17 protein-coding genes and 1 tRNA gene are annotated in these 18624 nt (G+C 65.0%); 4 read left to right on the plus strand and 14 right to left on the minus strand.

Annotated features, from left to right (window positions below):
• The first annotated feature begins 22 nt into the window (after positions 1–22).
• Both mrdA and rodA read left to right on the plus strand, forming a co-directional pair.
• A complete protein-coding gene (gene mrdA / locus OKW45_RS31960; RefSeq protein ID WP_429472941.1) occupies positions 23–2398 on the plus strand; it encodes a penicillin-binding protein 2 in 2376 nt (791 codons plus the stop codon).
• A gap of 10 nt (positions 2399–2408) precedes the next feature.
• Positions 2409–3557, plus strand: coding sequence for a rod shape-determining protein RodA (gene rodA, locus OKW45_RS31965; RefSeq protein WP_018419083.1), 1149 nt, complete (start codon positions 2409–2411; stop codon positions 3555–3557).
• Positions 3558–3638: 81 nt separating this feature from the next.
• On the opposite strand, the gene OKW45_RS31970 is transcribed toward rodA, so the two are convergent.
• From OKW45_RS31970 to def, 14 genes are all read right to left on the minus strand, one after another.
• On the minus strand, positions 3639–4385 hold the full coding sequence (locus OKW45_RS31970) for a tetratricopeptide repeat protein (protein WP_429472942.1): 747 nt from the start codon (positions 4383–4385) through the stop codon (positions 3639–3641).
• On the minus strand, positions 4382–5164 hold the full coding sequence (locus tag OKW45_RS31975; protein WP_429472943.1) for an HpcH/HpaI aldolase family protein: 783 nt from the start codon (positions 5162–5164) through the stop codon (positions 4382–4384). The genes OKW45_RS31970 and OKW45_RS31975 overlap by 4 nt, the downstream gene beginning before the upstream one ends.
• A 191-nt stretch (positions 5165–5355) precedes the next feature.
• Positions 5356–5811: a 6-carboxytetrahydropterin synthase QueD gene (gene queD / locus OKW45_RS31980; RefSeq protein WP_026225556.1), complete on the minus strand. Its 456-nt coding sequence runs from the start codon at positions 5809–5811 to the stop codon at positions 5356–5358.
• A 9-nt stretch (positions 5812–5820) separates the two neighbouring features.
• Positions 5821–6453, minus strand: a complete 633-nt coding sequence (gene queE / locus OKW45_RS31985) for a 7-carboxy-7-deazaguanine synthase (RefSeq protein WP_429472944.1) — start codon at positions 6451–6453, stop codon at positions 5821–5823.
• Between the two features lie 54 nt (positions 6454–6507).
• The gene (gene queC, locus OKW45_RS31990) at positions 6508–7239 is read right to left on the minus strand and encodes a 7-cyano-7-deazaguanine synthase QueC (protein WP_018419078.1); all 732 of its coding nucleotides are present in this window, start codon (positions 7237–7239) and stop codon (positions 6508–6510) included.
• A 387-nt stretch (positions 7240–7626) separates the two neighbouring features.
• Positions 7627–7702, minus strand: a tRNA-Phe gene (locus OKW45_RS31995).
• Positions 7703–7796: 94 nt separating this feature from the next.
• Positions 7797–8486: a response regulator transcription factor EsaR gene (esaR, locus tag OKW45_RS32000; RefSeq protein WP_018418968.1), complete on the minus strand. Its 690-nt coding sequence runs from the start codon at positions 8484–8486 to the stop codon at positions 7797–7799.
• Positions 8487–10913 carry a sensor histidine kinase gene (locus OKW45_RS32005; protein ID WP_429472945.1) on the minus strand — a complete coding sequence of 809 codons (2427 nt, stop codon included), beginning with the start codon at positions 10911–10913 and terminating at the stop codon, positions 8487–8489.
• Complete coding sequence (locus OKW45_RS32010) at positions 10903–11502, minus strand: DUF4390 domain-containing protein (protein WP_013088051.1); 600 nt, start codon at positions 11500–11502, stop codon at positions 10903–10905. The genes OKW45_RS32005 and OKW45_RS32010 overlap by 11 nt, the downstream gene beginning before the upstream one ends.
• The gene (rsmB, locus tag OKW45_RS32015) at positions 11499–12938 is read right to left on the minus strand and encodes a 16S rRNA (cytosine(967)-C(5))-methyltransferase RsmB (RefSeq protein ID WP_429472946.1); all 1440 of its coding nucleotides are present in this window, start codon (positions 12936–12938) and stop codon (positions 11499–11501) included. The genes OKW45_RS32010 and rsmB overlap by 4 nt, the downstream gene beginning before the upstream one ends.
• A gap of 199 nt (positions 12939–13137) precedes the next feature.
• Complete coding sequence (htpX, locus tag OKW45_RS32020) at positions 13138–13995, minus strand: zinc metalloprotease HtpX (protein ID WP_018418965.1); 858 nt, start codon at positions 13993–13995, stop codon at positions 13138–13140.
• 105 nt (positions 13996–14100) lie between these two features.
• Positions 14101–14742 carry a LysE family translocator gene (locus tag OKW45_RS32025; RefSeq protein ID WP_429472947.1) on the minus strand — a complete coding sequence of 214 codons (642 nt, stop codon included), beginning with the start codon at positions 14740–14742 and terminating at the stop codon, positions 14101–14103.
• A 115-nt stretch (positions 14743–14857) separates the two neighbouring features.
• Positions 14858–15850: a methionyl-tRNA formyltransferase gene (gene fmt / locus OKW45_RS32030; RefSeq protein ID WP_429472948.1), complete on the minus strand. Its 993-nt coding sequence runs from the start codon at positions 15848–15850 to the stop codon at positions 14858–14860.
• Positions 15851–15880: 30 nt separating this feature from the next.
• The gene (gene def / locus OKW45_RS32035) at positions 15881–16384 is read right to left on the minus strand and encodes a peptide deformylase (RefSeq protein ID WP_429472949.1); all 504 of its coding nucleotides are present in this window, start codon (positions 16382–16384) and stop codon (positions 15881–15883) included.
• A 276-nt stretch (positions 16385–16660) separates the two neighbouring features.
• On the opposite strand from def, the gene dprA reads away from it, so the two are divergent.
• Positions 16661–17890: a DNA-processing protein DprA gene (gene dprA, locus OKW45_RS32040; RefSeq protein ID WP_429472950.1), complete on the plus strand. Its 1230-nt coding sequence runs from the start codon at positions 16661–16663 to the stop codon at positions 17888–17890.
• A 101-nt stretch (positions 17891–17991) separates the two neighbouring features.
• Positions 17992–18369: a thioredoxin family protein gene (locus OKW45_RS32045; protein ID WP_018418960.1), complete on the plus strand. Its 378-nt coding sequence runs from the start codon at positions 17992–17994 to the stop codon at positions 18367–18369.
• The last annotated feature ends 255 nt before the right edge of the window (positions 18370–18624 follow it).

Genomic DNA, 18624 nt, shown 5'->3' on the forward strand with positions numbered 1-18624 from the left:
TGCCGGCCTTTTGCAGAATCGCATGACCGAATTCAAGGACACTCAACAGCAGCTCACGAAATTCCGCCTGCGCGTCGCGGCGGCGGGCCTGTTCGTGTTTGTCTGCTTCGGGCTGATCGGCTTTCGCTTCCTGTTCCTGCAGGTCTGGCACTACAGCAAGTACTCGCTGCAAGCCGATGAAAACCGCATCTCCGTCGCGCCGATCGTGCCGAACCGCGGCATCATCACCGACCGGAACGGCGTCGTGCTCGCGAAGAACTACTCGGCCTATACGCTCGAAGTCACGCCGTCGAAGCTGAACGACACGCTCGATAACGTGATCGACAACCTCGCCACCGTCGTGTCGATCGATGCGCGCGACCGTCGCCGCTTCAAGAAGCTGCAGGAAGACTCGAAGAACTTCGAAAGTCTGCCGATCCGCACGCGCCTGACCGACGACGAAGTCGCGCGCTTTACCGCGCAGCGCTTCCGCTTTCCTGGCGTCGAAGTGCGCGCGCGGCTGTTCCGCCAGTACCCGCTCGGGCCCACCGCCGCGCACGTGATCGGCTACATCGGACGGATTTCGCAACGCGACCAGGACCGCATCGACGATGCCAGCGATCAGAACGACAGCGATCCGGACCACTACGATCCGCGTCTTGACGCGAACAACTACAAGGGCACCGATTACATCGGCAAGATCGGCGTCGAGCAGAGCTACGAGACCGAGCTGCACGGCCAGACCGGTTTCGAGGAAGTCGAGGTGACGGCGGGCGGCCGCCCGGTGCGTACGCTGTCGCGTACCCAGGCGACGCCGGGCAACAACCTCGTGCTGTCGCTCGACATCGGCCTTCAGCAGGTCGCCGAGCAGGCGTTCGCCGGACACCGCGGCGCGCTCGTCGCGATCGAGCCGTCCACCGGCGACGTGCTCGCGTTCGTGTCGGCGCCGAGCTTCGATCCGAATTCCTTCGTCGACGGCATCGACCAGCAGACCTGGGACGAGCTGAACAACTCGCCCGACCATCCGCTCCTGAACCGGCCGCTGCACGGCACCTATCCGCCAGGCTCGACCTACAAGCCGTTCATGGCGCTCGCCGCGCTGACGCTGCACAAGCGCACGCCGAGCTGGGGCTTCCAGGACCCCGGTTACTACACGTTCGGCGGCCACACGTTCCGCAACGACGTGCGCTCGGGCCAAGGCTGGATCGACATGAACCGCGCGATCGTCGTGTCGAACGACACGTACTTCTACATGCTCGCGCACGATCTCGGCGTCAACAACATCGCGAACTTCATGAAGCCGTGGGGCTTCGGGCAGATCACCGGCATCGACATCGCCGGCGAAGCGAAGGGCATCCTGCCGTCGACCGACTGGAAGCGCCACGCGTACCGCCGCCCCGAGCAGCAGAAGTGGTACGAAGGCGAAACGGTCAGCCTCGGCATCGGCCAGGGCTACAACTCGTTCACGATCCTGCAGCTCGCCCATGCCACCGCGACGCTCGCGAACAACGGCGTCGTGATGAAGCCGCACCTCGTGCGCGACATCGAGAATCCGATCACGAAGGACATGCGGCCGGTGGTGCGCGATCCGAGCGACAAGATCGCGGTCAAGCAGCAGGACATCGACTTCATCAAGCGCGCGATGGAAGGCGTGGTCACGAACGGCACGGCGGCCAAAGTGTTCGCGGGCGCGCCATATCAGGCGGCCGGCAAGACCGGTACCGCGCAGGTGTACTCGCTGCAAGGCGCGAACTACAAAGGTCACGCGGTTGCGGAGAATTTGCGCGATCACGCGCTGTTCATCGCCTTCGCGCCGGCCGATCAACCGAAGATCGCACTCGCGCTTGTCGTCGAAAACGGCGGCTGGGGCGCGGAGGCGGCCGGTCCGATCGCGCGCAGGGTGCTCGACTATTACCTGGTCGGCAAGAACAAGCCCGGCGCGGAAGAAGCGGCCGTCGCGGTAGCGGCATCGACCACGCTCGAAGCATCCGCGCCGCAGGTCGGCGATACGCCGGCCTCGCATGAGGACGCTCACTCGCTCAAGATTGCGGCGGGCTTTACGGCACTGCCGATGCCGGGGGCGGCGGCTGCCGCGGTGGCCTCCGGTGCGTCGGCGGCTGTTGCGGCTTCGGGCGCGAATGGCGCGTCTGCGCCGGTGGCGGCGTCGGCTGGCGCGGCGGCAACGGTGCCGGCCAGCGCGCCGGCAGCGGCTTCGGCCACCGCGGCGCGCGCGGCCTCGGCGGCGAAGCCAGCATCGGCTTCGTCCGCGGCAAAGAAATCCGCGTCGCGTACGTCCGGCGCCCCGCACCAACCCCGTCCGGCAAGCGAGCCGGCGCCGAGCGTCGCGGCACCATCGCGCGAGAACAGCTTCCAGGGCGCGTCGCCGCGCCAGCCGGCCGCCGGCGGCATCGGCGAATAAGGAGAAAGGCATGCAATTCGACAAGCGCGCCTGGCTCGAGCGCATCAAACGGATGTTCGTAGGCTTCGACCGTCCGCTCGCACTGATCGTGTTTCTGCTGCTGTGCGTCGGCATCGTCACGCTGTACAGCGCGACACTCGACATGCCGGGCCGCGTCGAAGACCAGTTGCGCAACATCCTGCTCACCTTCGTGCTGATGTGGGGGCTCGCCAATGTGCCGCCCAATACGCTGATGCGCTTCGCGGTCCCGCTCTACGCGTTCGGGATCGCGCTACTGGTCGCGGTCGCGATGTTCGGCCTTACGCGCAAGGGCGCGAAGCGCTGGATCAACGTCGGCGTGGTGATCCAGCCATCGGAAATCCTGAAGATCGCAACACCGCTGATGCTCGCCTGGTACTACCAGCGCCGCGAAGGCGTGATGCGCTGGTACGACTACCTGGTCGGCTTCGTGATCCTCATCGTGCCGGTCGGCCTGATCGCGAAGCAGCCCGACCTCGGCACGGCCGTGCTGGTGTTCGCGGCCGGCCTGTTCGTGATTTATTTCGCGGGGCTGAGCTTCAAGCTGATCGTGCCGGTGCTGATCGCGGCCGTGATTGGGGTTGGGTCGATCGCGGCGTTTCAGGACAAGATCTGTCAGCCCGAAGTGCAGTGGCCGCTGATGCACGACTACCAGAAGCACCGCATCTGCACGCTGCTCGATCCGACCTCGGACCCGCTCGGCAAAGGCTTCCACACGATTCAAGCGGTGATCGCGATCGGCTCGGGCGGCCCGCTCGGCAAGGGTTGGCTGAAGGGTACGCAGGCGCATCTGGAGTTCATCCCCGAGAAGCACACCGACTTCATCTTCGCGGTGTTTTCGGAAGAGTTCGGTTTGGCAGGCGGAATCGTGCTGCTCACGCTGTACATGCTATTGATCGCGCGCGGGCTCTACATCGCGGCCAACGGCTCGACATTGTTCGGGCGATTATTGGCCGGCTCGTTGACGATGGCGTTCTTCACGTACGCGTTCGTCAATATCGGCATGGTGAGCGGGATTCTGCCGGTGGTCGGCGTGCCGTTGCCGTTCATGAGTTACGGCGGCACCGCACTGACTACATTAGGCGTCGCGATCGGGCTGATCATGAGCGTCGCGCGACAGAAGCGGTTGATGCAGAGCTAACCGCCGCTAGCGGCACGCGGCAAACGACAATGCAAAAAAGGGCGCTCGTTGGGAGCGCCCTTTCGCTTTATTGCTGCTTCATTACTGCGGCTTCACTTCCTTCTGATCGCGCAGTTGCGCGCTCAACTGCTGATACTTCAGGCGCGCGGCCGGATCGCCCTGCGCCGCCGCGGCCGCGTAATACGCGCGCGCCACATTCAGATTCCGATCGACTCCATCGCCACCACGCTCGTAGAACGAGCCGGTCACGTACTGCGCGGTCATGTCGCCGCCCTGCGCCGCTTTCTTGTACCAGACGAACGCCTGCTTGTTGTCACGCTCGGTACCGCGTCCGTCGAGGAACTGATTCGCGAGCGCGAGCTCCGCCTGAACATGGCCCTGCGCGGCCGCCTTCATGAACCAGCGATGCGCCTCCACCGGATCGCGCTCGACGAACTCGCCATCGTCGTACATCTTGCCGTACACGTATTGCGCGTGCGACATGTTCGCGTCGGCGGCCTTGCGGAGCCACTTCTTGCCTTCGTCGACGTTGACCGGCGTGCCTTCGCCGTTGAGCAGCATCATCGCGTAGTTGAACTGCGCAAGCCGGCTGCCGCGCTCGGCGGCCTGGCGGAATTCGGTCAGCGCCGCGCCAAGGTTGCCGGCGTTGTAGTCGGCGACCGCGGATTGCGTCTGCGGATCGTTCGCCTTGGCGACGTGATCCTGTGCATACGCGGCATTCCACGTGCCACTAGCGAGCAACGCCGCCGCGATGGTCGCTTGCGCGCTCACCCGCGCGATCACCCGCGCGATCATCCGCCCGGCACCGCCCTGCACTCTGCCGTTCATGACCTCACCTCCTGTAATGCCTGGCGCGTCGCGCGCAACATCCAGATCACGTCGGCGGCCAGCGCCACGAAGCGAAACCCCGCGTCGCGATGCTGCCGCGCGCTGGCCACGTCCATCGCGAAGATGCCGGCGGCAATGCCGGCTTTGTCCGCCGCGCTGACGATACGCGCCGTCGCCGCCTGCACGTCCTCGTGTTTCGCGTCGCCAAGATGACCAAGGCTCGCGGCCAGATCGGCCGGACCGACGAACAGGCAATCGACGCCCGGCGTCGCCGCGATCTGCTCGACCTCCCGCAAGCCGCGCGCCGATTCGATCTGCACGATCGTCGCGATCTGTGCGTTGGCCGTCTGCACGTAATCACGCCGCATGCCGTAACCGGCCGCGCGCACGACGCCCGCGACGCCGCGCAGGCCGTCGAGCGCCTCGGCGGTCGGATATTGGGTGAGCCGCACGGCGCGTGCCGCGTCGTCGGCGGATTCGATGTTCGGGAACATCAGCGTGCGCGCGCCGGCGTCGAGCACGCGCTTGACGAGCCACGGCTCGCTCGCGGGCACGCGCACCACCGGCTCGCTCGGCAGATGGGCGGCGGCGATCGCGCGCAATTGCGACTCGACGCCGCCGCTATCGTTGGGCGCGTGCTCCATGTCGATCAGCAGCCAGTCGAAGCCGGCGTGCGCGAGTGCTTCGGCGGCGGCCTCGCTGCCGAGCGACAACCACAGCCCGAACAGCGGCGCGTTGTCCTTCAGACGTTGTTTGAGGGAGTTGGTGAAGGTGCTCATCGGCTGGCCTCGCGCGGGTTTGCAATGCGAAGCGGGGCCAGATAGCGAATCAGACAGGCACCGGGGCGCTGACGGCCTCGTTGCCTGCTGCGACGCGATGCGGTGACCGGCATGTCTCGCTCCGTGTGTTGGTCGGAACGATCATACCGTGACAATAACGCGAGAGTTCGCTCGCGCGGCGGGGCGTGGGTTCAGGTGGGAAGCGAGTCGCGGACCACGTCGGCCCAGCAATTCGGCGTCTCGTACAGACGCACTTTGTGCAGGCGCAGGTTCACGCCGTAGTGCGCGTCGTAGACGTTCGCGAGAATATCGAACGCAATCGCGGCGAGGTTTTCGACGGTCGGAATGCGATCGAGCACGACCGTCTTGTGACCCGCCATGCTGTCGAGGAAGCCACGCACCTGCGTGTCGCCTTCGTAGACGAGAAAAGCATGGTCCCACTTGTCGACCAGGTGCTCGTTTGCGAGCGACTTCACGTCGGCGAAGTCCATCACCATGCCGCGATCGGGCGCGCCTTCGGTGTCGACCAGATCGCCTTGCAGCGTGATTTCGAGCACGTAGCGATGGCCATGCAGATTGCGGCACTGGCTGCGGTGATCGGGAATGCGGTGGCCCGCGTCGAATTCGAGTTTTCGGGTAATCGTCAGCACGGCAAATCAGGGAATGTTCAGATACTTGTGAGTCTGCATCGACAGGCGCCACTGCGGATGACGTTTGCACCAGTCGATCGCGAGCTTAGTGTTGATGTCGCGCGACGGGCCGTCCATCGGTTGGACGAGGAAATACTCGAAGTCGAGCTTGGCGTAGTCGTCGAGGCGCTGGTTGTCCTGCGGAATCACGACCTTTAGTTCGTTGCCCTTCGTCACGACGAGCGGCGCGTCGGCCTTCGGGCTCACGCAGATCCAGTCGATCGTGTCGAGCACCGGCAGCGAGCCGTTGGTCTCGATCGCGATCTCGAAGCCGGCCGCGTGCAGCGCGTCGACGAGCGGCTGATCGATCTGCAGCATCGGCTCGCCGCCGGTGCACACGACGAAGCGTTCGCCCTCGCCTTGCGGCCATTGCGACGCGATCATCGCGACCAGTTCGTCAGGTGTGCGGTACTTGCCGCCGTTCTCGCCGTCGGTGCCGACGAAATCGGTGTCGCAGAACCGGCAGACGGCTTCCGCGCGATCCTCTTCGCGGCCCGACCACAGATTGCAGCCCGCGAAACGGCAGAACACGGCCGGCCGCCCGGCATTCGCGCCCTCGCCCTGCAACGTGTAGAAAATTTCCTTGACCGCGTACGTCATGCTGCTTTCTGTCCTGTGTTCCTGAATCAATGATGGGCGCTCTCGCGCGAGCCGTCAGACCGGCTCGGTGACTTTTTCGCCGGCGAGGTAGGCCTCATAGCCACGTTTGCGCAACCGGCATGCTGGGCATTCGCCGCAGCCGAAGCCCCATGAGTGCAACTCGGCCCGTTCGCCGACGTAGCAGGTATGCGTCTCGACGCGCACCAGTTCCACCAATGCGTCGCCGCCGAGTTCGCGCGCGAGGCGCCACGTGTCGGCCTTGTCGAGCCACATCAGCGGCGTCTCCAGCGCGAAGCGCTTGTCCATGCCGAGATTCAGCGCGACCTGCAGCGCCTTCATCGTGTCGTCGCGGCAATCGGGGTAGCCCGAGAAGTCCGTCTCGCACATCCCGCCGACCAGCACCTGTAAACCGCGCCGATACGCGATGGCCGCGGCGATCGTCATGAACATCAGATTGCGGCCCGGCACGAACGTGTTCGGCAACCCATTGGCCGTGGCTTCGATTTCGATCTCGCGCGTCATCGCGGTGTCGCTGATCTCACCGAGCAGCGACAGGTCGATCGTGTGATCGTCGCCGAGACGGTCGGCCCACGCCGGAAACGCACGCACGATGGCCTGACGGAATCCTTCGCGGCATTCGAGTTCGACACGATGACGCTGACCATAATCGAAGCCGATCGTTTCGACTGTGTCGTAACGGTCGAGCGCCCACGCGAGACACGTGGCGGAATCCTGGCCGCCGGAAAACAGCACGAGCGCGCTACGCTTAGCGTCTTTGCGGATCACCGTGATACTCCGTGAATGAGACTGCCACGTCGCGCTGCGCGAGGTGCGCCATGCAAGCGGCGCGACGTGTGCCGGCACTGTGCCGGCCCAAAGCAGTATAGGTCGCGCGTTGCGCGGGAACGTGGCTGGGCGCTTATACCGCCGATTGTCGGGCGAAGGATTGGGTGCTTCGGTGCGACTCCATCGGCACCGTATTCGCGCGGTGCACGACCGTGCGACGCCTGCATGCAAGTCTTTGAACTGGCGCGATTTTATCACGCGACACCGAATGTCGCCGACGCCAGCTGTCCCACGCGCGCGGCTTCAACTGCGTGGCAAGCCGAAATGACGACTTGTCCGCCAAACGGAAAAGCCCCAGGAATCTTGCGATTTCCTGGGGCTGAATCCTGGTGGCCTGGGGCGGAATCGAACCACCGACACGCGGATTTTCAATCCGCTGCTCTACCAACTGAGCTACCGGGCCAACGAAGAACGAAACTATATCAAGCGATCCGAAGTTCAGCAAGTCCTTTCATAAGGAATTTGGCCGAGCCGCGTTTGCATGCAACACGTGGCGCTCACTCCCCTTTGTTCTTGCCGAGATCGACACCGAGTTGCTTCAGCTTGCGATAAAGATGCGTGCGCTCGAGACCGGTCTTCTCCGCGACACGCGTCATGCTGCCGTTCTCGCGCGCGAGGTGATATTCGAAGTACGCGCGCTCGAACGCATCGCGCGCATCGCGCAGCGGAATGTCGAACGAGATCGACGCGGTTTGCGCGACGAGCGCGCCGCCGGCGACGCCATCTGACGACAGTATCGGCAACGCGGCCGCCGACGCGACTGACGATGCGGTGACCGGCAACGCCGGCTTCGCAGCCACGCCGCCAGGCACGGCCGCCGCGTTACCACGCGCGAGTCCCTGCTCGACCGCCTTTAACAGCTTCTGCAACGCGATCGGCTTTTCGAGGAAGTTGAGCGCGCCGATCTTCGTGGCCTCGACCGCGGTGTCGATCGTCGCGTGACCGGACATCATGATGACGGGCATCGTCAATTGACCTTGCGCGGCCCATTCCTTGAGCAGCGTCACGCCGTCGGTGTCCGGCATCCAGATGTCGAGCAGCACGAGGTCCGGCGCCTGACGCAGACGGAACTCGCGCGCCTCCTGCGCGTTTTCAGCGGCCTCCACGACGTGTCCCTCGTCGCTGAGGATCTCCGAGAGCAGTTCCCGGATGCCCATTTCATCATCTACCACCAGGATGGTTGCCATTTACGCTGCCCTTGTCTGCACTGTTGCTTTTGTCGTTCCCTGCGACGCGCCGCCGTGCGCCGGATGCGCACCCGAACCAGGTGCACCCGGCTGCGCGGAGTCGTCCGCCAGCTGAAGGAAGAGAATCGAAATCTGCGCGCCTTCGATCACGTCGCCGGCCTTCATGCGATTGCGAATGTCGATGCGCGCGCCATGTTCGTCGACGATCTTCTTGACCATCGCAAGTCCCAGACCCGTACCCTTGGCCTTGGTCGTCACGTACGGCTCGAACGCGCGCGTGAGGATACGCGCGGGGAAGCCTGGTCCGTTATCCGACACTGTCAGACGGACCGCGACGCGTGCCTTGCCTTGCGCGTCGGGGTCTCCGTATTCTACTGTCCTCGTCTCGAGCAAAACACGCGGATGCGCGACTTCGGCGACCGCGTCCTGCGCGTTCTGCAGAAGGTTGTGGATCACCTGACGCAACTGCGTCGCGTCGCCGCGTATCGCGGGCAAGGCCGCGAGCTCGACCTGGATCGCGCCCTTGCCTTCTTCGATACCGTACAGCGTGAGCACCTCGCTGACCAGTTCATTCAATTGCAGATGCGCGAGTACCGCGGGCGGTGTGCGCGCGTAGTCGCGGAAATCGTCGACCATCTGCTTCATCGCGGCGACCTGATTGACGATCGTCGTCGCGCCGCGCTTCAGCACGTCCGCATCCGACGGCGCGAGCTTGTCGGCGAGCTTCATCTGCAATCGTTCGGCCGACAGTTGAATCGGCGTGAGCGGATTCTTGATCTCGTGCGCGAGGCGCCGCGCGACTTCGCCCCATGCGATCGAACGCTGCGCGGAGATCACGTCGGAGATGTCGTCGAACACGATCACGTAGCCCGCGGTCTGCATGTCTTCAGCGTCGCGCTCGTTCGCCGCGACGAGGCGCGCGCCGCGCACGAGCAGCGTGAGCGGCTCGGTTTCGCCCGGCACCGGCACCGAGAACTGTTGCTGCCAATGGCCGTTGTGGTCATGGCCGTCTTCACTCGCCGCTTCGCGATCGGCGAATGCCTTGCGCACCATCGCGCCGAATTCGCCGAGCACGCCGATCTGATCGAGCGAGAAACCGAGCACCGTCTGGAACGGCTGACGGAAAATCCGCTCAGCGCCTCGATTCGCGGTGGTCAGCCGGAATTGCCGGTCGAACACGAACACACCCGCGGTCAGGTTCGCGAGGATGCTCTCGAGATACGCCTTCGAATGCTCGAGCGCGATACGATTTTTCTCGACCGCCCCGCGCGCTTCCGACAATTGCCGCGTCATCGCGTTGAACGACTGTGTGAGGAAACCGAGTTCGTCGCGCGACTTGATCTCGCGCTTTGGCGTGTAGTCGCCCTCGGTGATTTCCTTCGTGCCCTGCGCGAGCAGGAATAGCGGCCGCGCGAGCTGATTGCCGAGCGCCAACGCGAGCATCATCGCGATGAAGGTCGCGAGAAACAGCGACAGCGTCAACGTGCCGATGTACATCTTGCGCAGGCCGGTGCGGCCGAGCGCCTTCTCCTGATACTCGCGATACGCGCGCTGCACCGAGTCGGCATTGCGCGCGAGTGTCGTCGAGACCGGCTGCGTCAATTGCAGGAAGCGCTCGGCGGGCTGCAATAGCGACGCGTTGGCATCGGGAATACGCTGCACCACGCGCAGACGCAGTGCGCCCTTGCCGCCCTGCGCATTCGGATCGCCGTCCACTTCGCCTTCGATCGCCGCATAGCCGTGGCCACGCGCCTGCTCGATCATCAGCGGCGTCGGCAGATCGTTCGGCAGCAGCATCGCGTAGTTGCCGGACGCCTGCGCGACCACGTGCATGTCCGGCGTCGCGCCAGACATGCTGCGGGTCGGCTCGACGATCGTTGCGTCCTGCACGCCGAACTGGTCGCGCAGACGCAGCAGCGTCAACGTGGTGCCGGCCGCATCCGCGCTCGCGAGCTGCTCGGACATCAGACGCGCCTTCGTCTGCAGATCGGACAACGACGCGTCGAGCATGCCGCGCCCGAGATTGAGGCCGGACGCGAGCGCGGTTTCGACGTTCACGTCGAACCACGACTCGATGCTGCGCGACACGAACTGATACGACACGATGTAGATGATGCCGCCCGGCACCACACCGACCAGCGCCATGAAGAACGCGAGCTTCGCGAGCAGCCGTGTGCCGAATTTACCCGTGCGTAATCGCACGATGATGATGACGACGAGCGTCACCACCACCAGCAGAAAGATCAACGCGACCGCGACGTTGGCCGCATACAGCCACTGGTAATAGCGGTCGAAGAATTCGGTATTCGCGCTGGCGGCGGCCAGCAACACGAGCAGCAACACGGCCGTCACCGCGACCGTCGACACGAGCACGCGCACGACGATGCTGCTGACACTGGTGGAAGATGAGCGCACTTTATTTAGCACGATCGGCGGCCGTGAAAGTGAAGCGCTTCCAATCGGAGGCGAGGTTCCAGTCGCGGTTGTTCACCGCGTCGATCTGGAACGGCTTGGGCATCAGCCCGATGTCGAGTTGCATGCGCACCGACGCGTTATAGGTTTCGCCGACCCGCACCTGATTGCGGTCGATCACGTGCCACGACGTCACGTGCTTGATCACCGCGAGCGCATCTTTGAGCGTGGAAAAGCCGAGCTGCAAGCCGCCCGACTGCACGCTCGACACGCGATATTCGCGCGTGAGCGGCTGGAACGACAGCCGCAAACTTTGCGACACGCTGACCGGCTGCTCGTCGAACCAGTACCAGCGCGGCCGGCTCAGTTCGAAATCGGTCGTGAAATAAAGCGGAATGCCTTTGTTGACCGCGTCTTCGAGATTGCTGTTCAGCTCGAATTCGAAATGCGCGTCGAGACTCCAGCCGCCGTTGTCGGCCTGCAGCGACGCCCGCTGCACCGCGATCGAGTCAGCGTGCGCCGCGCCCGGCGCTGCAAGCCACACGGCCAGCGCGATCCAGAGCACGGCAGCGAGCCGAAGCGGGAAGAAGCGTTTTATGGTCACCGTTTCTGAAAGCGCGCGTAGAAAAATCCGTCGTGGTCTGAGTTCGTGCCGGCGCTGAATTCAGCGGGTCGTCCAGCATGAGAACCGGCCGATGGGTCGGCGGGCGCGCGGGCAACTGAGGGTAAAAGCTGCCCCGGCGCGTCCAATCGTACCGCATCCTGATGCTGGTTTCCAAACCACTGTGCCTGCAACTCGCCCTCTTCGGGGAAGATCGAACAGGTAACGTAAAGCAACTCGCCGCCCGGTTTCACGAGCGGCCACAGCGCGTCGAGAATGCGGCGCTGTTCGGCGACGAGCGCGGCGATATCGGACTGGCGACGCAGCCAGCGAATATCCGGATGACGCCGCACGATGCCCGACGCCGAGCACGGCACGTCGGCGAGGATGCGGTCGAACGGCTGGTCGAGGTCGTCGTGCCATTGCGCGGGGTTGCCCGCGTCGCCGATGCGCACTTCCGCTTCGAGCTTCAGACGCCGCAGGTTTTCGCCGATGCGGCGCGCGCGAGACGCATCGCTTTCGAGCGCGATGAGTTGAATGTTGGCGAGTTCGAGCAGATGGCCGGTCTTGCCGCCTGGGGCCGCGCATGCGTCGAGCACGCGCATGCCGTCACGCACGCCGAGCAATTGCGCGGCGAGTTGCGCCCCTGCGTCCTGTACGGATACGACACCTTCGCTGAAGCCCGGAATGCGCTCGACCGGCATTGGCGTCGCGAGCGTGACCGCGTGCTCGCCAGCCTTGCTTGCGGCGATCTGCTGGCGTTGCAGCACTTGCAGATAGGCGTCGACCGTCGAATGGCGCGCGTTCACGCGCAACGTCAGCGGACCTTGCGTGTTGCCGGCGGCCAGCACCGATTGCCACGCCTCGGGCCATGTGCGCTTCACCGCGTCGATCCACCAGGCCGGATAGTTCCAGCGCGCTACTTCATCGGCTTGCACGGAGGCGAGCAACGTGTCGCGCTCGCGCAAGAAGTTGCGCAGCACCGCGTTGACGAGCCCCTTCGCGAACGCGAACTCGCGACGCGCGCCGATCACCTTGACCGCCTGGTCGACGACCGTGAACGGCGTGTAGGCGGCGCTCGCTTCGTCGTCGACGAGCAGCGCGAGCGCGCCCGCGAGCATATGCGCAACATGCGGCGGAGGCGCCTTCTTCACCAGCTTCGCGATCAGCCACTCGGCGGTCGCGAGACGGCGCATCGTGCGATAGGCGATATCCTGCACCGCGCCGCGCGCCGCTGCGGCGTTGCCCTCGGGCACCGCCACGAGAACGCTTTGCAGCGCCGCGGGCAAGGCCGCGCCGAGACGCACCGCGCCGACGGCCTGGGCCGCGCAATCGAGTGCGAACCCGAGCGATTCGGGCGACAGATGCAGCGGCGACAAACGGGATTCGCGCGAACGCGCCGACGAGGAAGCAGAACGCGAAGAAGGCTTTGAAGTCATTAAGGGAGCAAGGGCAAGCCGCACGGTGCGCGCGGCGCAATCAGCGCACATTGTAGCGTGGCGCCGGTGGGGCGCCGCCATGCGTGGGTGTTCGCCGTAGACGCTGTCGCGCGGTGGCGACGAACGATGCGAAAAAAAGCGGGCCTCGCGGGCCCGCTCTTCAGTAATTCAGGCTCGACGCGCCGAGCGACGCGGCGCCTCAGTCGAAGCGCCCGGTGCGCGCCATTTCCATCAAACGCGCGATGCGTTCCTCGGTCGCCGGGTGCGTCGAGAACAGACTCGCGATACCGCCGCCCGACAGCGGATTCATGATCATCATCTGCGCGGTGGCCGGATGCGCCTCGGCCGTCGGGAACGGAATGCCGCTCGCATAGCGATGGATCTTGTCGAGCGCCGACGCCAGTGCCTGCGGGTCGCCCGAAATCTGCGCGCCGCCCCGGTCGGCTTCGAATTCGCGCGCACGCGAAATCGCCATCTGGATCAACGCGCCCGCAATCGGCGCGAGCAGCGCAACCGCGATGCTCGCGATTGGGTTCGCGGGACGGCCGTTTTCGTCGCGGCCGCCGAAGAACATCGCGAAGTTCGCCAACGCGGAAATCGCGCCGGCCATGGTCGCCGAAATAGTCGAGATCAGAATGTCGCGATGCTTCACGTGCGCGAGTTCGTGCGCCATCACGCCGCGCATTTCGCGCTCGGACAGTACGCGCAGAATGCCGGTGGTCGCCGCGACTGCCGCGTGCTCCGGGTTGCGGCCGGTGGCGAACGCGTTCGGCGCGTCTTCGTTGATCAGGTAGACGCGCGGCATCGGCAGGTTCGCGCGCGTGGCGAGATCGCGCACCATCCGATAGAACTGCGGCGCGCTGTTTTCGTCGACTTCCTGCGCGTTGTACATGCGCAGGACCATCTTGTCGGAGAACCAGTACGAGAAGAAATTCATCCCAAGGGCGATCACGAGCGCGACCATCATGCCGCGCGACCCGCCGATCATCCCGCCGATCACGATGAAAAGGGCCGTAATCGCGGCCATCAACATCGCGGTTTTCACCCAGTTAAACATGTCTGCAACTCCTTGCCCCGAGCGTGGCCTTCATCTCCGTGCCGCGCGATTGCGGCGCCAGATTGTAAGCGAAATGTTAGATATGGGCGATGCGGGAAAATTCAATTATCGCGAGGCGGTCGCGAGTTTGATGCCGAGGCCGACGAACGCGCTGCCGACGCCGCGATCGAGCCAGCGCTTGACTGCAGCTTTGCCCGAGAAACGCTGCGTGACGCTTCCCGCGATCCACGCGACGAAACTGTTCCAGACCATGCTCATCAGCACGAAGACCGCGCCGAGCGTGAGAAACGCGAAGGTTTTGTGTTCGCTGCCCGTCGCGACGAATTGCGGGAAGAACGATACGAAGAACAGCACGACCTTCGGATTCAGCACGTTGGTCCAGAAGCCCTGCAGGAACAGCTGCCGCAGCGACTTCGGCGTGGACGGCGCGCGCGCGTCGCCGACCGGCGCATCAGCGGCCGGCTTCGCGAAAATCAGGCGCCCCCCCAGATAGATCAGATAAATCGCGCCGACGATTTTGACTATGGTGAACGCCGTGGCCGACGCGGCCAGCAGCGCGGTCAGCCCAAACGCGCAGGCAAGCGAGTGAATGCAGCAGCCCGCCGAAATGCCGAGCGCCGACATCAGCCCCGCGCCGCGGCCCTGGGCGACGCTGCGCCCGACGATATAAGCGGTATCCGGCCCCGGGGTGATGTTCAGGAGAAAAACCGCGACGATGAAAAACTCGAAATGGACGATGCCGAACATGTGATGAACCCTCGAAAACCTGGTCTGCTGCATGGAGGATTCTAACGCGCGTCGCGCTCGCGGCGGGCGCGGAGACACCGGCCGAATGGACGATGCTCCGGCGTGCGAGACGCGCTTATTGCGCCTCGGGAAGCTGGAAGCGCTGGCCCGCGGCGAGCGGCGAGCCAGCAAGGAATTCGCGCACCGGCAGGCGCTTGCCGCCGGGCTTCTGCAATTGCGTCAGACGCAGTGCACCTTCGCCGCAAGCGACCAGCACGCCGTCGGGCGCAACCTCGACGATGGTGCCTGGCGCCTTGCTGCCCGACGCCGGCGAGGCCACGGCGGTGGCGGCCCAGATCTTGACGGTGCTGCCGTCGTCGAGCGTGCCGGCGCCGCCGGGGAACGGGTCGAACGCGCGCACCTGACGCGCAAGCGCCTCGGCCGGCCGGCGCCAGTCGAGCGCCGCTTCGTGCTTGGCGATTTTCTCGGCGTAGGTCACGCCGTCGGCCGGTTGCGGGATCGACGTCAGCTTGCCGCTGCGCTCGAGCTCGATCAGTGCGTCGACGATCAGTTGCGCGCCGTCCCCGGCGAGGCGGTCGTGCAGGGTGGCGGTGGTGTCGTCGGCGGAGATGGGGGTGCGTACTTCGGAAATCATCGCGCCGGTGTCGAGTCCAGCGTCCATCTGCATCAACGTAATGCCGGTTTGCGCGTCGCCTGCCTCGATCGCGCGATGAATCGGCGCCGCGCCGCGCCAGCGTGGCAGCAGCGACGCGTGGATGTTGATGCAGCCGAAGCGCGGAATGTCGAGCACTTCCTGCGGCAGGATCAGTCCGTAGGCGGCGACAACCATCACATCGTGCGGCGTCGCGCGCAGTTGCTCGATGCCGGCGGCGGCTTCCTGTGGATATTTGCCAGCGCGGCGCAGCGACGTGGGCTGCGCAACTGCGAGGCCGTGCTCCTGTGCGTAGCGCTTGACTGGACTCGCCTGCAGCTTCATGCCGCGACCCGCCGGCCGGTCCGGCTGCGTCAAGACGAGCGGCACGGCAAACCCGGCGCCATGAATCGCGGCCAGCGCGGCCGCGGCGAATTCCGGTGTGCCGGCAAAGATGACGCGCAACGAATGACTCATGAATGGGGCGGTAGGCAAGTTGAAAGCGCGTTACATCGCGTGGGCGAGCTTCTTCATCTTGCTCTTGATGCGCGTTTGCTTCAGCGGCGACAGATATTCGACGAACACGCGGCCCATCAGGTGATCCATTTCGTGCTGGATGCACACGGCGAGCAGCCCCTCGCAATCGAGATCGAACGTTTCGCCCTTCGCGTTGAGCGCACGCACGCGCACTTTCTCGGCACGCTCGACGTTGTCGTAGATCCCGGGCACCGACAGGCAGCCCTCTTCCGACAACTTCCTCTCATCGCTCGACCAGACGATTTCCGGGTTGATGAACGCGAGCAGTTCGTCGTGCGTTTCCGACACGTCGATCACGATCACGCGTTCGTGCACGTCCACCTGGGTGGCGGCGAGCCCGACTCCGGGCGCCGCGTACATCGTTTCGGCCATGTCCGCGACGAGACGGCGGATACGGTCGTTGACCTCCGGGACTGGCTTCGCCACCTTGTGCAGCCGTTTGTCCGGGTAATTGAGGATGCTCAGTAAAGCCATGATTTCGAGTGTGATTTGAGACGCCGCCAACCGTTGGAGGCTCGCGTTGGCCATTTGGCCAGGTTGTGAGCCCGTCGTAATACGCAGAGGATAGATGGTGTCGAACCGGTTCGATTCAACGCGCCTCGTGCGCCCGACGACGAACCCGCGCCGGTAAGCGCGGCGCCGCGATTATTCGCGGCTCATTGCCGTTGTATTTCCGCGTTTTTATTTCGGATGATGAAAATTCTAGCATGGCGCCCGCCTGCCCGCAGGCCCCGCCAGAGGAGCGACCGCATGCAGACCTTGCCCGCAACCCGTATCGAACTTGCCGCCTGGCTGCGGTTGTCAGTTGCGCCGGGCCTCAAACCCGCGGCGTTGCGCCTGTTGCTGGGCGCATTCGGGCTGCCGCAGGCGCTGTTGGCCCAGTCGCCGGAGACGCTCGCGGAGGTCGCCGGTGACGCCGCGGCGCGCGCGGTGCTGGCGCCGCCGGGTCCAGCGCTCGACGGCCAGCTCGATGCGGTGCTCGCATGGCGCGAGCAGCCGGGCAACCAGATCGTCACGCTCGACGATCCCGCCTATCCGCCCGCGCTGCTGACCATGCCCGATCCGCCACCGCTCCTATATATAAAGGGCCGGCTTGATCTGCTGCATACGCGCGCGGTCGCGCTGGTAGGCAGCCGCAGCGCGACGCCGCAGGGCATCGAGGATGCGCGGCGGTTCGCGCGAGAACTGTCGGCGGCGGGGGTGACGGTCGTATCGGGGCTCGCACTCGGCATCGACGGCGCCGCGCATCGGGGCGGGTTGGAAGGTGTCGGCGGAACGGTCGCGGTGGTCGGCACCGGCGCGGACCTCGTCTATCCCGCCGCGCATCAAGCACTCTCGCGGCAGATCGCGGCGCAGGGTGCGATTCTCTCGGAGTGGCCGCTCGGCACGCCGGCACGCGCCGCCAACTTCCCACAGCGCAACCGGCTGATCGCTGGGCTGGTCAGCGGAGTCGTGATCGTCGAGGCGGCTATGCGTTCCGGTTCGCTCATTACCGCGCGGCTTGCCAATGAGATGGGGCGCGACGTGTTCGCGTTGCCCGGATCGATTTACGCGCCGTTGTCGCGCGGCTGTCATCGGATGATCAAGCAGGGAGCGCGGCTCGTGGAAACGCCTGACGAGGTGCTGGAGGAACTCGGTTTTGCCCGGCGGCCGGCGGGCGATGCGAGACGCTCGACGAAGCGGGCCGTGCCGCTGGAGCATGCGGGTTTGCACGTTTCGTCGGGTGGGACCGCTTTGCCCGCTACGACCACAGCCTTCGCCGACTCACGGTCGTCCGGGCCGGCCTCGCAGCCGGCGCTCGCCCCTGACGCACAGCGTCTGCTCGCCGCGCTCGGCCATTCGCCGACCACGCTTGAAATTCTCGCCGCCCGTACCGAGATGGAGAACGCCGCCCTGCACGCCGCCTTGCTCCGGCTCGAACTCGCCGGCGAGGTCACGCTGCTGCCCGGCGGCCGCTTCATGCGAGCCCATCATGACTGAGCCGAGACTGACCGGCGTCAATGCAGATTGGCAACTTTTCGCGACCGGCCATGCTACATTCGCGCCAAAGCACCCGACAAAGCACACAAGGAAATCACTTCATGCCCGCGCTGAACCTCGACACCGACCAGGACCGGATCGCCGAGCGCGTCAACGAACCCGACACGCTGTTCGTTGCATGCCTGTGCGCGGAGTGGTGCGGAACGTGTCGCGAGTACCGGGACTCCTTCAACCAACTGGCCGAGCGGCACCCGGAAGTCTGTTTCGCATGGATCGACATCGAAACTCATGCGGATCGGTTCGACGATCTGGACGTCGAGAATTTCCCGACCGTCCTGATCGAAGACTCGGTGACGACACGGTTTTTCGGTACGGTTTTGCCACAGGTGTCGATCGTCGAGCGGATGCTGTCGGATCTGACCGCGCTGCCCGGCGTAACCGGTGCGCCAAAGCTTCGGCCGGCGCTGGCGGTCGCCTGAAGGCGGCCTCGCGCACCGCCCGGTCAAACGGAAAGCCTCGCGGCGCGCGGCATGCGGCACAGGCCCCCGCCGATCACGTGGGACAGCATCGCGGCTGGCATCACTGTCCGCACGCGGCGTTTGCCGCAGTTGATCAACCGCCGGACGCGCAATTATGATGACGCGCTTTTATGGCACTTGGCCCGTTGGGTTCGCGCCTTGTGCTATAAAGCGGTCGTTATTGGGTCGAAAGAGGTCTCAAAGCGAGCGCCGCGC

This window comes from Paraburkholderia lebeckiae (assembly GCF_050436225.1).
Lineage (GTDB): Bacteria > Pseudomonadota > Gammaproteobacteria > Burkholderiales > Burkholderiaceae > Paraburkholderia > Paraburkholderia tuberum.